Annotated in this window: 12 protein-coding genes; 7 read left to right on the forward strand and 5 right to left on the reverse strand. The window is 42.1% G+C overall.

Going from position 1 to position 14,349, the window contains the following annotated elements; translation table 11 throughout:
• Positions 1 to 89: 89 nt before the first annotated feature.
• The 3 genes from AC2SLN_RS11370 (at position 90) to guaA (ending at position 4,330) form a co-directional block, all read left to right on the forward strand.
• Positions 90 to 512 (forward strand): acyl-CoA thioesterase, encoded by a 423-nt coding sequence (locus AC2SLN_RS11370; protein ID WP_486549373.1) that lies wholly within the window; start codon positions 90 to 92, stop codon positions 510 to 512.
• 58 nt (positions 513 to 570) lie between these two features.
• A complete protein-coding gene (locus AC2SLN_RS11375) occupies positions 571 to 2,160 on the forward strand; it encodes a YifB family Mg chelatase-like AAA ATPase (RefSeq protein WP_486549372.1) in 1,590 nt (529 codons plus the stop codon).
• Positions 2,161 to 2,722: 562 nt separating this feature from the next.
• On the forward strand, positions 2,723 to 4,330 hold the full coding sequence (gene guaA / locus AC2SLN_RS11380; RefSeq protein WP_486549371.1) for a glutamine-hydrolyzing GMP synthase: 1,608 nt from the start codon (positions 2,723 to 2,725) through the stop codon (positions 4,328 to 4,330).
• Positions 4,331 to 4,564: 234 nt separating this feature from the next.
• Here the strand turns inward: guaA and AC2SLN_RS11385 are convergent, their stop codons facing one another.
• Positions 4,565 to 4,882, reverse strand: a complete 318-nt coding sequence (locus AC2SLN_RS11385) for a hypothetical protein (RefSeq protein WP_486549370.1) — start codon at positions 4,880 to 4,882, stop codon at positions 4,565 to 4,567.
• Positions 4,883 to 5,455: 573 nt separating this feature from the next.
• Here AC2SLN_RS11385 and AC2SLN_RS11390 point away from each other — a divergent pair.
• Together AC2SLN_RS11390 and AC2SLN_RS11395 are read left to right on the forward strand one after the other, a co-directional pair.
• Positions 5,456 to 6,109, forward strand: coding sequence for an IS1595 family transposase (locus AC2SLN_RS11390; RefSeq protein WP_495057324.1), 654 nt, complete (start codon positions 5,456 to 5,458; stop codon positions 6,107 to 6,109).
• A gap of 280 nt (positions 6,110 to 6,389) precedes the next feature.
• Positions 6,390 to 7,697: an acetyl-CoA hydrolase/transferase family protein gene (locus tag AC2SLN_RS11395; RefSeq protein ID WP_486550875.1), complete on the forward strand. Its 1,308-nt coding sequence runs from the start codon at positions 6,390 to 6,392 to the stop codon at positions 7,695 to 7,697.
• Between the two features lie 131 nt (positions 7,698 to 7,828).
• Here AC2SLN_RS11395 and AC2SLN_RS11400 read toward each other — a convergent pair whose 3' ends face one another.
• Positions 7,829 to 8,728 (reverse strand): EamA family transporter, encoded by a 900-nt coding sequence (locus AC2SLN_RS11400; protein WP_486550876.1) that lies wholly within the window; start codon positions 8,726 to 8,728, stop codon positions 7,829 to 7,831.
• 131 nt (positions 8,729 to 8,859) lie between these two features.
• Between AC2SLN_RS11400 and AC2SLN_RS11405 the strand changes: the two genes are divergently transcribed.
• Both AC2SLN_RS11405 and AC2SLN_RS11410 read left to right on the forward strand, forming a co-directional pair.
• Positions 8,860 to 9,378 carry a MarR family winged helix-turn-helix transcriptional regulator gene (locus tag AC2SLN_RS11405; protein ID WP_486550877.1) on the forward strand — a complete coding sequence of 173 codons (519 nt, stop codon included), beginning with the start codon at positions 8,860 to 8,862 and terminating at the stop codon, positions 9,376 to 9,378.
• Between the two features lie 165 nt (positions 9,379 to 9,543).
• A complete protein-coding gene (locus AC2SLN_RS11410) occupies positions 9,544 to 11,094 on the forward strand; it encodes a helicase HerA-like domain-containing protein (RefSeq protein ID WP_486550879.1) in 1,551 nt (516 codons plus the stop codon).
• Positions 11,095 to 11,228: 134 nt separating this feature from the next.
• On the opposite strand, the gene AC2SLN_RS11415 is transcribed toward AC2SLN_RS11410, so the two are convergent.
• Genes AC2SLN_RS11415 through AC2SLN_RS11425 form a run of 3 tightly spaced genes read right to left on the reverse strand, consistent with a single transcriptional unit; the run spans position 11,229 to position 14,282 of the window.
• Positions 11,229 to 11,828 (reverse strand): GDYXXLXY domain-containing protein, encoded by a 600-nt coding sequence (locus AC2SLN_RS11415; RefSeq protein WP_486550881.1) that lies wholly within the window; start codon positions 11,826 to 11,828, stop codon positions 11,229 to 11,231.
• Positions 11,825 to 13,084, reverse strand: a complete 1,260-nt coding sequence (locus tag AC2SLN_RS11420) for a DUF4401 domain-containing protein (protein ID WP_486550882.1) — start codon at positions 13,082 to 13,084, stop codon at positions 11,825 to 11,827. The genes AC2SLN_RS11415 and AC2SLN_RS11420 overlap by 4 nt, the downstream gene beginning before the upstream one ends.
• On the reverse strand, positions 13,077 to 14,282 hold the full coding sequence (locus AC2SLN_RS11425; protein ID WP_486550883.1) for a DUF2157 domain-containing protein: 1,206 nt from the start codon (positions 14,280 to 14,282) through the stop codon (positions 13,077 to 13,079). Before AC2SLN_RS11425 ends, AC2SLN_RS11420 begins: the two co-directional genes overlap by 8 nt.
• Positions 14,283 to 14,349 lie beyond the last annotated feature (67 nt).

A 14,349-nucleotide genomic window follows, 5' to 3' on the forward strand; every position in this document is an offset into this window, starting at 1 on the left:
GACTGTTAAATACGTTAGCGTCAGTAGATAATACTTAGAATAAATGCTATAACGGTCAGTGTCTAACCGTTTTGTAAGAGGAGGATGTCATGGATGATAAGAGTTTTGTCACAGGACGTGGCACCGTACATAACTGGCAATGCGACCACATGGGTCATGTGAATATTCGTGCTTACAATGAGCTCTTTGAGCAGTCAATATGGCATGTATTTAATCACATGGGTGTCACGCCTAGCGTATTGCGTCAGGGCGAGATAGCCATGGCAACAGTGGCACAAGATTTGCGCTATCTAAAAGAGCTAAAGGGTGGCGATGTGGTTTATATTAGGTCGCATATTACTCAAATAACGGCAAAAAAAGTAGTTGTGGTAAACGAGTTATATAACGCTGAAACAAACGACTTGTGTGCGACTTGCCAGATTACAGCTGTTTGCCTAGATCCCATCTTACGTAAGTCACGGGCTTTTCCTGAAGATATTTATGAGAAAGGGTCTGCGCTTGTATATACTTAGCACAGTTTGCTAAAGTCTTACATTATTCCACAGATTCTTTACTATTTTAAGGCCTTATATGTCGTTTGCCCAAGTTAATACTCGTTCCGTTGTTGGGCTACACGCGCCTGAGGTTATGGTAGAAGTACATTTATCGCAAGGGTTGCCCGCTTTGACTATAGTGGGTTTGCCAGAAGCGGCAGTGCGTGAGAGTAAGGACAGGGTTCGATCAGCCATCATTAATTCAAATTTTCAGTTTCCTAATAGACGTTTGACGATTAATCTTGCGCCCGCAGATTTACCTAAAGAAGGGGCCCGTTTGGATCTGCCTATTGCTATGGGCATTTTGGCGGCAAGTGGTCAAATAGAACCAGACTGGTTAGAGCATTATGAATTTATTGGAGAGCTGGCGTTAAATGGTAATCTGCGGCCTGTTGCAGGCAGTTTGGCCGTTGCACGAGCGATAAAAACAGACGGTAATAACTCTCAGAATAGTAAAGAAAATCTGCAAGAAGGTAATGCAGATAAGGCATTAAATAAAATCCGAAAGTTGATTGTGCCGGAAGCAAGTGGGGCAGAGGCGAGCCGAGTGGCTGGCGTAGAGGTATATGGTGCAGCAACGCTTAAAGCCGTGTGTGAACATTTAAGAGCTGAAAACAGTATCCGTTTTAATGCCAATAGTGAGGCAGCGTGTGAGGGTTTATTAACCCCTGTGGTCAGTAAAGCGCCTGTTTTGAATGCGACTTACAAGGTGGACTTGGCAGATGTTAAAGGTCAGCATCATGCACGTCGAGCACTCGAAATTGCTGCGGCAGGCGGGCATTCGCTACTGTTTACGGGGCCTCCTGGCTCTGGTAAGACCCTGATGGCGTCTCGATTACCAACGATATTGCCAGATTTAACCGATGAAGAAGCGCTAGAGGTCGCCAGTACGTATTCAGTTGCCAATACCGAATATCAATATGGCACCCGTCCATTTCGTGAAGTGCATCACACCATATCAGCAGTGGCTTTGGTTGGGGGTGGTTCACGTCCCAAACCTGGCGAGATTACATTGGCTGATAAAGGCGTTTTGTTTCTTGATGAGATGCCAGAGTTCGATAGAAAAGTGTTAGAGGTGTTACGTCAACCTTTAGAGTCCAAACAAATTACCATCAGCCGTGCCAATCAGCAAGCCACTTTTCCGGCTAACTTTCAATTAGTAGCAGCGATGAATCCTTGCCCATGTGGTTATCATGGCGACCCATCAGGGCGTTGCCATTGTCGCCCTGAACAAATTAAGCGTTATCAAGATAAGATATCTGGCCCTTTATTAGATCGAATCGATTTGCATGTGACTGTGCCGGCACTGCCCATTAGTGATTTGCAAAATGTCAATACAGGAGAGCAGTCGCAAGCGGTACGGGCGAGAGTGACTCAGGCGAGCAAGCGACAGTATGAGCGCCAAAATAAATCCAATAGCGATTTAACCCCGAGTGAATTAGACAGTCACACCCAACTTGGCGAAGGCGAAAAGCAACTATTAGCGATGGCACAAACCAAGTTAAATCTATCTGCTCGCGGTTATCATCGAGTATTGCGTATTGCCCGTACGATTGCAGACTTATCAAACAGTGTGGATATCCAAACACCGCATCTCACTGAGGCGTTAAGCTATCGGGGAAGTTGAGAAAAAATATCAAAATCCTAGAAGTAATCAGAAATATATTAGTTTATTTGCGCCATTTATTACGCATGAACATCAAAAAATAAAACAGTGCAGTACTGATAACGCTAAGTAGCAATACATAAGGTAGACTTTGACCCAGTGACATAAATATGTTGAGTAACCAATTAATGGCGAAGACCACTAAGAAAAATATGAATATCGGTTTTATTCTCATTGGTGTTCCTTTTATGGCAGACAGTCTTACTGACTATGACTGTTATTAGATTAAAAGAGACTGGATTATGCACGATTAGACATCATTGAATGCATGAGCCTTGTTTCAATAGCTGTTTCAATATGAAGGGCGTTGGGTTCATCGTAGCTATGATTTGTTGTCTCAAATTGAGTTAAAACACTATAGCAGTTAAAGGTATATGTTGACCATAGTAGGACAATTAACTGGCGTATCGTACTATGTCCAATCTTTTGCCCAATTTAATAACCCTCTTCTGAGCTAAACTTGTTAAAATAGGCGTCAAATTTTACAACGCTTTTGCCACTCATTATTGGATTGGATGACACTATGACTACTGCCACGCCTGCACTGCCTACCATTAAAGAAGACCGCATATTAATTATCGATTTTGGCTCACAATATAGCCAGCTTATTGCTAGACGAGTGCGTGAGGCAGGCGTATTTTGTGAGATGTATCCCTATGATATTGATAGCGATCGCATAAAAGACTTTGGTGCTAAAGGTGTCATTCTGTCAGGTGGTCCAGAAAGTGTCCATGATGCCAATAGCCCTAGAATCAACCAAGCCTTATTTGATTTAGACGTGCCTATTTTGGGTATTTGCTATGGTATGCAAGCCATGGCGGACCACTTTGGTGGCAAAGTGCAAGCGAGTGATGTACATGAGTTTGGCGCCGCAGTCATTGATATCACAGGGTCAAGCACCTTACTTGATGGCGTTGAAGATGAACATAAAGACAATAGCCGTCTACATGTGTGGATGAGCCATGGCGATAAAGTCGTCGAAGCCCCGAAAGGCTTCGAAGTGGTTGCCAGTACCCCAAGCTGCCCAATCGCAGTCATGGTCAATGAAGACAAAGGCTATTATGGTCTACAGTTCCACCCTGAAGTTACCCATACGCTGCAAGGCGATGTATTGCTATCTCGCTTTGTACATCAAGTGTGCGGCTGTGCTGGCGACTGGACACCTGATAATATTATCGATATGCGTGTTGAGCAGCTTAAAAAACAGATTGGCGACAAGCAAGTTCTATTAGGCTTGTCTGGCGGTGTGGATAGCTCGGTGGTCGCCGCTCTATTGCATAAAGCGATTGGCGATCAGCTGACTTGCGTATTCGTTGATAATGGACTATTGCGGTTGCACGAAGGCGATCAAGTGATGCAAGTTTTCGCTGAAAATATGGGTGTTAAAGTGGTGCGTGTCGATGCCGAAGACCGCTTCTTAGATGCCTTAGCGGGCGAGGCGGATCCTGAAGCCAAACGCAAAATCATCGGTAAAACCTTTATCGATGTGTTCGCCGATGCCGCACGTGATGTGAGTCAAGGCAGCGATGGCAAACCTGTTGAGTTCTTGGCGCAAGGGACGATTTACCCTGATGTTATTGAATCTGCCAAGTCGCACCAAGGCAAAGCACATGTGATTAAGAGCCATCATAACGTCGGCGGACTACCTGACGATTTGGCGTTTGAATTGGTCGAACCGCTACGTGATTTGTTCAAAGATGAAGTACGTAAACTGGGTATTGCGCTTGGATTGCCGCCAAAAATGATTAATCGCCACCCGTTTCCAGGTCCAGGGCTTGGCGTACGTATCTTGGGCGAAGTCAAGAAGGAATATGCCGATATTCTGCGTCAAGCCGATGCTATATTTATGCAGGAATTAGAGCGTTCGGGTTGGTATGAGAAGACGGCTCAGGCGTTTGCAGTGTTTACCCCAGTGAAATCGGTTGGCGTGGTTGGTGATGGTCGTCGTTATGCGTGGGTCATTGCCCTACGAGCGGTTGAAACGGTTGACTTTATGACTGCCCGCTTTGCCCACTTGCCTTATGAGCTCATCGAAACGGTCAGTAACCGTATCATGAACGAAATCGCCGACGTGTCCCGTGTGACTTATGATGTGTCGAGCAAGCCACCTGCAACGATTGAGTGGGAATAATTTTGATTTAAAGGCTGTCTTCCCAAAATTACAAGTAGCTTCTTCTAACTCGTTCTGCCTACTTAATATAGCGCTTTCACTGGTTATTACCGAGCTTACTGTCTAGAATGCAGAAAATTTTGGAATAGATACTAAAGGTTTTCGATTTAGTCTAGATTTTTAGAAGAGAGCATCCGAGAAGGTGCTTTTTTTGGGTTGAGAGGCAGAGTAAGTAGCCAATTCCGCTTTTCACTACTATCTGCCTGTCTGTGCAAAGCGATGGCTAATGGGGTTAGCTGTCACTTGCTTCGCGCGCCATCTAACACCAAGCCATCGCAACTTGCCCAACCAAGCAGGATATCCGCTACAATCGGGGCTAAACCGCATCTCAAGGCTAAGTTTAAGGCGGAAAAAGGTGTAGGTCAGGGCTTTAGCACAGTTTTGACGAGAAGCGTAGGCAGATATGAAGGGACGACCCCCTACATCACTTATAAATGGATGTGAATTAATAGTATAAATAGTGACATAGAAAAAGCACTTTATTCTTTCTATATTTATTTTTAATTCTGTCAAATAGGCTCACTCTCTGAACCTCCTGATTCTTTATTCAAAATCGACAAATACATAAATCCAATCATAGCTAAAGTAATAATCATAGGTGTTAAGTGAAAGTTTAGCACCTCCCGGATGCTCTTATCGCGTCTATAACGTGAATGAAATATTACTCTGATAATCAATATAGCAATGTTTAAAGTTAATCTATTTTATTTTTTACACATAATCTAATAGGGGAACGCCATAATAAAGTTGATCATAGCTGCATATATTCTTAAATTGATTAGGATTTTAATAGAGCTGTCATATTGGTTATATATGCTAATTATAGTAGAGGAGAGGTTATTACCTCACTAATCGATGTCATCAGACTTACTTTTTTATTGTCTATAATTTTGGCAATTAGTTTTAACATTTTTAGTCTTTATCAATGATTGCTGCGAGCTATGATATAAAAAACTCTAATAGAAGGCACTCTTTGGGGTGCCTTTTTTTATGAAAAATCTTAAAGATGATTACGTGAAGGTCATGTATTAAATAATACAAAACCTTAGGGGCTGTAGTAGATAAGCACTATGCTAGACTACTAAAATGAAGCTAACCCGTTGTAAATTAAGTAAAAAAGTACAGTTAAGGCTACTTGAGTTTTTTACCGCTGAAGTAACGGCTCGAACAGCAGCTGATTTGCTAGGTATTCAACCCAATACAGCGGCACTTTTTTACCATAAAATAAGACTCGTTATTGAGTATTATTTATCTCTTGAAGCAGATGACGTCTTTGATGGTGAAGTCGAATTAGACGAAAGTTACTTCGGTGGTGTACGTAAAGGTAAAAGAGGTCGAGGCGCTGCTGGTAAGACCGCCGTATTTGGCATTTTAAAACGAAACGGTAAGGTTTATACCATTGTTGTAGATGACACCAAACAGAACACTCTAATGCCTGTTATTACCCGTAAAATAAAGCCTGACAGCTTTGTTTATACCGATAACTATCGTAGTTATAACGCCTTAGATGTGAGCGAATTTAAGCATTTTAGAGTAAATCATTCTAAAGAGTTTGCACGAGGCGCTAATCATATCAACGGCATTGAGAACTTCTGGAACCAATCTAAACGTACACTTAGAAAATACAACGGAATCAATAAGAAAAACTTTCACTTGTTTTTAAAAGAGTGTGAGTTTAGATTTAACTATGGGTCACCATCTAATCAGCTTAAAATTCTGAGAAAATGGTGCGATATTTAATCCTTATCTACTACAGCCCCAAACCTTAAATGAAAGGTGCGCATGAAACCAATCTAAGCACCATAATGAGCGGTTGTACTCCCTGCGATAAGGTAAGAAAATTTGTCAAAGTCACAATATCGCTAGGGATAGATAGAAATACCGTAAACACCCATAATAATCAAGCCTCTCATTGGTAACGCAAACATAAGTATCACTCTACATTCTGGATATCTCTCTGTTATCGTAATAGGTTTTAATAAGCGTATTGACATTATTGAACATCTAGGAGCCAGCACTCATGACGATAAGTAAAAAAATAATTAGCGTGACTGAAGCGCTAAAGTTAGTAAAAAGTGGTGACCATATTGTTACTGGGTTGGCAGCAGGTGAAGCAAAACTATTTATGGAAAACTTGCATACCATAGCCGAAGATGTTGAAAATGTGACCATTACAAATTGCCTCTCTATGCTTCAACCCGCCTTTTTTGATAAGAAATACAAAGATACCTTTAATATTGATGGCTTGTTTTTCTCTCCAGTGATGCGAAAAGCCCATAAAAACGGCAACGTACATTTTATCCCCAATCACTTGCATTTATCAGGGACAGACCGACTCAAACACATAACGCCTGATATTTTTGTCGGCTCTACATCCCTCCCAGATAAGCATGGTTTTATGTCTTTATCATTATCAAACGTCTATGAAAAACAGATGATGGAAAAGGCAAAGCTGGTTATCTTAGAAATTAATAAAAACTACCCAAGAACCTTTGGCGACAATGAAGTTCATATCAATGATGTGGATTATTTGATTGAAGCCGATTATCAGCCACCGGTGTTGCCCGATATTGAACCTAATGAGAAAGATCTTAAAATCGGCGAACTGATAGCAGAACACATCCAAGATGGCGATACCATTCAGCTTGGTATTGGGGGCATCCCCAATGCGGTTGCCGTGTGTTTAAGGGATAAAAAAGATCTGGGCATTCATACAGAAATGATGACGTCAGGTATGCTGGATTTGATAGAGCAAGGCGTGGTTAATGGCAAGAAAAAAACATTACACCCAGGCAAAGTGGTATTCTCATTTGCTTTGGGCAACCAAAGATTGTATGAGTATTTGGATGATAACCCATCCATTATGGTCGGCAGAGGCTCTTATGTTATCGACCCATACGTGATTAGCAAAAATGACAATATGGTATCTATCAATACCGCAATACAAGTGGACTTAACAGGGCAGGTTAGCTCGGAATCTATCGGACATAACCAGTTTAGTGGCTCTGGCGGCCAGTTTGATACGGCTATGGGGGCACAAATGACAAAAAATGGCCGTAGCATTATCGCGTTATATTCCACCGTAATGGCAAAAAATGAGCAAGGCGAGCGGGTAGAAACCTCAAAAATTGTACCGACATTAAAACCGGGTTCAATAGTCACGCTATCTCGTAACAATATTGATATGATAGCAACAGAATATGGCATTGTCCGCTTAAAGGGTGCCAACGTGAAAGAGCGTATGGAGCGTTTAATCTCTATTGCACATCCAAAATTTAGGGATGAGCTACGTGCCGAAGCCGTCAGTCTTGGTATGCTCGTAGTATAAATAGCCGTTTATTAAGGTCTATTGAGCACTCAAACATCGATAGTAATAATTTTGAATGTTCAGATCCTATATACTCTACATACTAGGAGAACCTTAACTATCTAAGCATCCTAAGTCTTTATAGTATAATTTTATAGCTCACGACCCTTAGTGGTGTATTGAACGACGAAAACAGAAATTAAAATAATTAAAAACCCACTCGATTGTAGTAGAGACAAGCGCTGGTTTAAAAAGAGCCAACCAATGACTACGGCGGTTATAGGGCTTAGTGCTCCAAGGATTGAGACGGCCACTGATGGTAATTTCTCAATTCCTCTAAACCATAAAGCGTAAGCAATCAAAGAGCCAAATAGGGTCAAATAGGTGTAACCCAAAAGGTTACTTGTTGACAGTGTTTCTGGAAAGGTCTCAAATACTAATGCTAAAGGCAATAACCCCACCCCGCCCAGTAATAATTGCCAACCGGTAAAACTGAGATTGCTGATATCAGGTTTCCATAACTTCGTCAGATAGATACCCAAGGCCATCGATACCGCACCCATCAAAGCTGCCATTAACCCAATTGCATCCCATGAACTATCAGGAGTTATTAATAACATCGCCATGCCAATAATAGCGGTGACCGTTGCCACTATGGTTATAGGCTTCGGCGCGATACGATTGATTTTCCATAACAATGTCATGATAATTAAGGGCTGAATTGCCCCAAGTACAGCGGCAATACCGCCAGGTAATCGATAAGCGGCTACAAACAATAAAGCTTGAAAACAGCTGATATTTAAAAAAGACAGCAATATCATTCGCCCCCATTGCCCAGATTTTGGTAGTTGACGCGTCATTAATACTAAGATTAAACCTGCGGGTAATACTCGTATCACTGCTGCGTAGAACGGAAGATTGGTTGGAAGAAACTGGGTAGTGACAATATAGGTTGTGCCCCAAAATATAGGTGCTAGCATCGTAAGAAAAATATTTACACCATAGCTTATCGGTTTGTTTCGGCTATTTAGAGAGGACATTGAAAACGACATAATTTATCTCGATATTAAGATAGTTTAAGTTTATATAAAACTATCTTTATGTCAAGATAAATATTATGATGAAATTAACATATTTCATTTGATCTTGTGATTCCAATTTCTGCAATAAACAGAAGGCTTTAATGTCAGTAAATAAAATTGAAAATAAGGATGCTGTTGATACGTTGATTGACCAATGGCGAACAGAAGGCTTTACATCTGATGAATTGGTAGCGATGGAGACCATAGGGCGTATTAAGCGATTAGAAGTCATGCTTATGCGTATTCTTACGGCCAATTACAAACAGCATGATGGATTAACACATTGGGAGTTTGATGTGTTGGCTACTTTGCGACGTGCAAGTAAGCCTTACTGTCTTAGCCCAACCGCTTTGTTCGATAGTATGATGGTAAGCTCTGGGACAATGACCAATCGTCTGCAAAATCTTGAAAAGAGGCAACTTGTTAAACGAGTCAATAACCCTAAGGACAAACGTAGCTTATTGGTTGAATTGACCAGTCAAGGTATTGAATTGATTGATAGAGTGATGGTTTCTCATGTCCAGTTAGAAAATGAACTGGTGGAAGGGATGAGCACTGAAGAGTTGCATGTTCTTAACCTACTAATGAAGAAACTTGAAAATCAGCTACCCGAATTATAGTAATAATTTAACTTGACATCAAGATTGTATGTGAGGTTTACGGTTTCAACATCTGTCTTTATAAGCTTTTAAGTAGCTTTTTTAAGTGGCATGGTAAATATATTGCAATCCCTCCAAGCAGTGCTATATTAAAGGTACTAAAAAAAACTTCTATCGAGCTAAACTATGGCAAACCTTACCATCGCATATCCTAACTTGACCTCTGATGTAGAACGTAGCCCCGTTTTTATACGCTCAAATATGGCCAATCGTCATGGGCTGATTGCCGGCGCAACCGGCACTGGCAAGACGGTATCGCTAAAAGTACTGGCTGAGCAGTTTGCCGATCAAGGCGTACCGGTATTTATGGCCGATGTAAAGGGTGATATCTCAGGACTGGCACACGCCGGCGAGATGAATAGTAAGCTGCAACAACGGCTGGATGAACTACAGCTCCCCACGCCTAGTTTCACGGCTTATCGCTGTGTGTTTTGGGATGTGTTTGGCGAGCAAGGGCATCCGATTCGTACTACCATTAGCGAGATGGGGCCCTTGATTTTAGCGCAACTGCTAAACTTAAACGACACTCAGGCCGGCGTATTGACCGTCGCCTTTCGAGTGGCAGATGACGAGGGGCTGTTACTGCTAGACATGAAGGATCTGCGTCAGATGCTACAGTTTATTGCGGATAATGCGTCAGAGTTGCGCAATCGTTATGGCAATATATCAGCGGCTAGTGTCGGTGCGATACAGCGTCGATTATTGACCTTAGAGGATCAGGGGGCGGCACAGTTTTTTGGAGAGCCTGCGCTCAATCTTGAGGATTTAATCCAGACGGACGAGCACGGGCGCGGGATCATCAATATATTAGCCGCCGATAAGCTCATGCTTAGCCCGCAGTTATACAGTTGCTTATTACTGTGGTTGATATCCGAGCTATATGAGACCTTGCCTGAAGTGGGCGATATGGAAAAACCGAAAATGGTATTTTTCTTCGATGAGGCGCATTTGCTATTTCAAAATGCCAATGATGCGTTATCACAGAAGATTGAACAAGTGGTGCGTCTGATTCGCTCAAAAGGGGTGGGACTGTATTTTATTACTCAAAACCCAACCGACATTCCAGATGATATTTTGGGTCAGCTGGGTCATCGTATTCAACATGCGCTACGTGCCTTTACTCCAAAAGATCAAAAGGCCATTCGTGCCGCTGCGCAAACCTTTAGACCCAATCCCAATGTCGATGTAGAAGCTGCATTAACGACGCTTGGGGTGGGTGAGGCGTTAGTCAGTGTGCTCGATGAGTCAGGGACACCGACGCCAGTAGAGCGGGTGTGGATGTTAGCGCCTAATAGCCAGTTTAAACCGCTTAGTGCTGGCGAGCGTTTGGATATTATGAATAACAGCGATCTAGCAGGTGTCTATGAAGAGGCGATTGACCGTGAAAGCGCGTACGAGCTATTAAATAAACGTGCTGAGCAAGCAATGATTGATGAAGCAAAGCAAGCAGAATTAGAAATAGCTCAGAAGGAAGCGGAGAAAGCGGCTAAAGAAGCAGAAAAATTAGAAGCGAAACAAGTTGCAGCCACACTTAAAGAGCAAGAAAGAGAAGAGCGTGACAGAGTCCGAGTGAAACAAAAACTGATTGGAACACTTGCAACTGAGGTAGCACGCAAAGTTGCTGGGCCAACGGGTGGGCGATTAATGCGGGGTATATTGGGCTCGTTATTTCGATAGATACGTTTAAGAGACCCCAAGATGAATACGTCAAGACATGTAGACCTAAATATGAGCGATCAGATGTGTGCCTAGATGCTAGATGACGGATTATGAAAGAAGAGTTATTGAGTAGGACAGCCTATTTAAGACGGCTATTCAGGAAGAATCACTTCAAATTCATCATCAACCATATCGGTCAATAAGGGTTCGCCACTTTCATTCACTCTAAATAAGCCATACTCTGCTGCTTCATACGCCTCAGCATGTCCTTCTTGAAAAAAGAAAGCATTGGTGGCAAACCTTATCTGATTATGACGCAATCTGAAATGAAGCGGTGTTTCATTGATTTCTAAATCTTTTGCTTTGATGGTTTTGTCATCTGTCAAACGTACGAAATGCCCTACCCCATTCTCATCTTTTTTGATGATGGCAATGCCATCGTAAGTACGCCACGTATATTCCTTATTGATAGCCTTTAAGGCTTCTAGGATGTCCTCTTCTATAGCAAAGCGTAAAGCCATATAATCGCCCTGCATAAACCCACGTGGATCAACCGGTGCTAGTTCTAATAGAACCGTATCGCCTGTCGCAAGGTGCGCTTCATATTTAGCAATCGTTAAGTTGATTCCTGTTAAGGTTAATAGCATACCAATAAGGGCAATAGCAATTTTGACGGTGTTATTTAACCGATCCAGTTGCCACCAAGGTGTCTTTTTTGATGCACGGGTTGAAGCAGTGCTGAGGTGAGTCATTCGTCTGACTCCTTATTGTCGCGCTTATGGTTCGAGTTTAATTCAGTAGTGCTAATGAGTGGACGGTTGCTGATGTTGAATTTGGTAAATATTTTTTGTACCAATATCCAGCGTATGATTAGAACGCTCAGCCCTACTGCTAACAGAGATAATGACTTAACCAATAGCGTGGTGTCGAGCTGATAATAATACCAAAAAATATAGCTAACCATGGCAATGATAGCGAGTGACAGCAGCACCCGTTGCCTATTAGCAACGGCAATCACACAAACAATGCTAGCCGCTAAAAGTCCTGATGCGTAGACGGATAATATGCCGAGTAGCGTTATGGATGCCACCACAATCATGCCTACTTTGTTTCTATCAGCAAACAGCGATAACCGATACCGCCGCATAATAATATAAGCGGTATATACAGCTACCAATATCAATAGCCCCTGAGCTAAGGGGTAGTTATAAAAAAACAAATCGCTACTTCCCGATCGTACCACCCAAGTAATGATATTATTGCCGTATTCAGCGCTTATGAAATACACTGAGACAATAAGCAACATAATGGCGCTGGCATACGCCAATGACCGACTCATTTGCAAGAGGGCAGTCCGTTTATTGGCAGAGACAATATTCAATAGCTCATAACGCTGTAAGCCAAACACAGCTGTGATTAGCGCTAATACGGCAGCGACAGCTTCAGGCGCACCAAAATAACTCATCAGCCAGACCAAGCACGCCAGTGTTATCAAACTACTCAAAAGGCGATGTAAAAAGTCAGGTATGAGTATAAACAACACCATTTGTATGAGCATAAATAGGCCAATATCCAGAGGCTCAAATAGCGAATAACGAAATATGGCGACTGCTAAAAATATCTGCCCAGCAATGCTGATTGCGAAAGCTAGGCTACTAAAAAAAGTATGGGTTTTTTTATGCGTATGTTTAAATAGTCCAAAACTTACGCAAAGTAATATAACGCCTATGATAGATAAGGCAAGGCTACTGTCTAAAGTATCGCCAAATAATAAAGCCAGAAAGCCAATTAACGACAAGCCAGAAAGTAGACCACTTACGCTCAAAAACAGTTGTATAAACCAAGGGCTATCGTCTTTAGAGTTAAGCGCCAATTTTTGCTGTATTCTTGCATCGATAGATTGCGTATCCGATGATGTCAGTAAATTTTGTTTCGCAAGCGAATTTATTGCCGAAAAAGAGGGGCTTGAGCGGTTATTTGTTTGCGTATTTAAGGAATTATCATTCATTGTCATTACCTCGCGTATTGTGAGGTAAAGCTATGCTATTAGCGTCAGCAGGTTTGAATGAGGCTGTATGATCTAATTTACGTAGTTTATTCAGCCAGCTTACGGCAGCAGAGCTTGTGCCTACCAGCGTCAAGGTTAGTATTAAAAAGCCAAAGGTAGATAAATCGTCTATTAAATATTCAAATACCCAAAACATAATCACAATAATGAGTGAGCCACAAAGGGCAGTCAGCATTAATAAATCAATTTGCTTCTTACGAAAGCGCCAATATATAAAGCCACAAAAGCCCAACCACATCATCAATGCCAATAAAGATATCCAAGAGCTGCCGGTTTCCACGGTATGAAATGCGCCTAGAGATGTTGCATAGTAGGTGGCGATTAGACCAACCACGTAAGTGCTCCAGTTCAACTTGAGCCTATCGGTAGGACTGTTGTCGGTAAAGCGTTGTCGTGTATTATTTGTATAAGCTTGTGAGCCGGGCAGAGACAGGTTTGTCTTTGAGGTACATACAAGCCATAAATTAAAAGCCGTGGCATTGAAGACAAACAAGATGCCTAGATAAATAAACTTGCTGATGGCATAAACAGGGGTAAACCCGCCAAAAACATCAAAAAACTGGGCGAAACTGATATTAATCAGGCCAAGCCACATCAGCCATAGGGCTGGCATACGGGCAATGAGAACCCAAGGCGTGATGAACAATGCCCAGCTTGCAAACAGTTGCCAAGTATCAGCCCCTGTTTGATACACCTGCCCAAATAACGCCAACAAACTGCCCGTTATGATGCTTGCTATGAGTAAAAGCAGTTGTTGAGCGAACGCGTATTTTTCTTTGTACGCCAATACAGCATAACTGACCACACTGATGACTAACGCACTCTCAACCAGCGCAAATTTGCTCAGAGTGCCCATGTTTATCCAGTTATAGGCAATAAAAAACACCAAGGCAAAGGTAAGAGAGACAGACCCTAATATAAGCAATGTCTTATCAAAAAATGCTAGCCAGTCCTGTTTAGAGGGGTAAGTGCCCAGTATTCTTGCAGAAGAATCAGCATGTTTAACAGGCACATGACCTTCTATAAGCAGCTGCTCTAAAATGTGCTTATTCTGTTGTTGCTCATGATTCTGCGAGTCTTGCTCGCCTGTTTGGTCATGGTTGTGATGACGATTTCCATCATCGTATCTTTGAGTCATTAACTTGTCCGTGCATTTGGGTTTATATCTCGGCTAGTTGAAGAATACTACAATGGCAAAGGTCAAC

It is taken from the genome of Psychrobacter sp. CX90, from assembly GCF_057396305.2.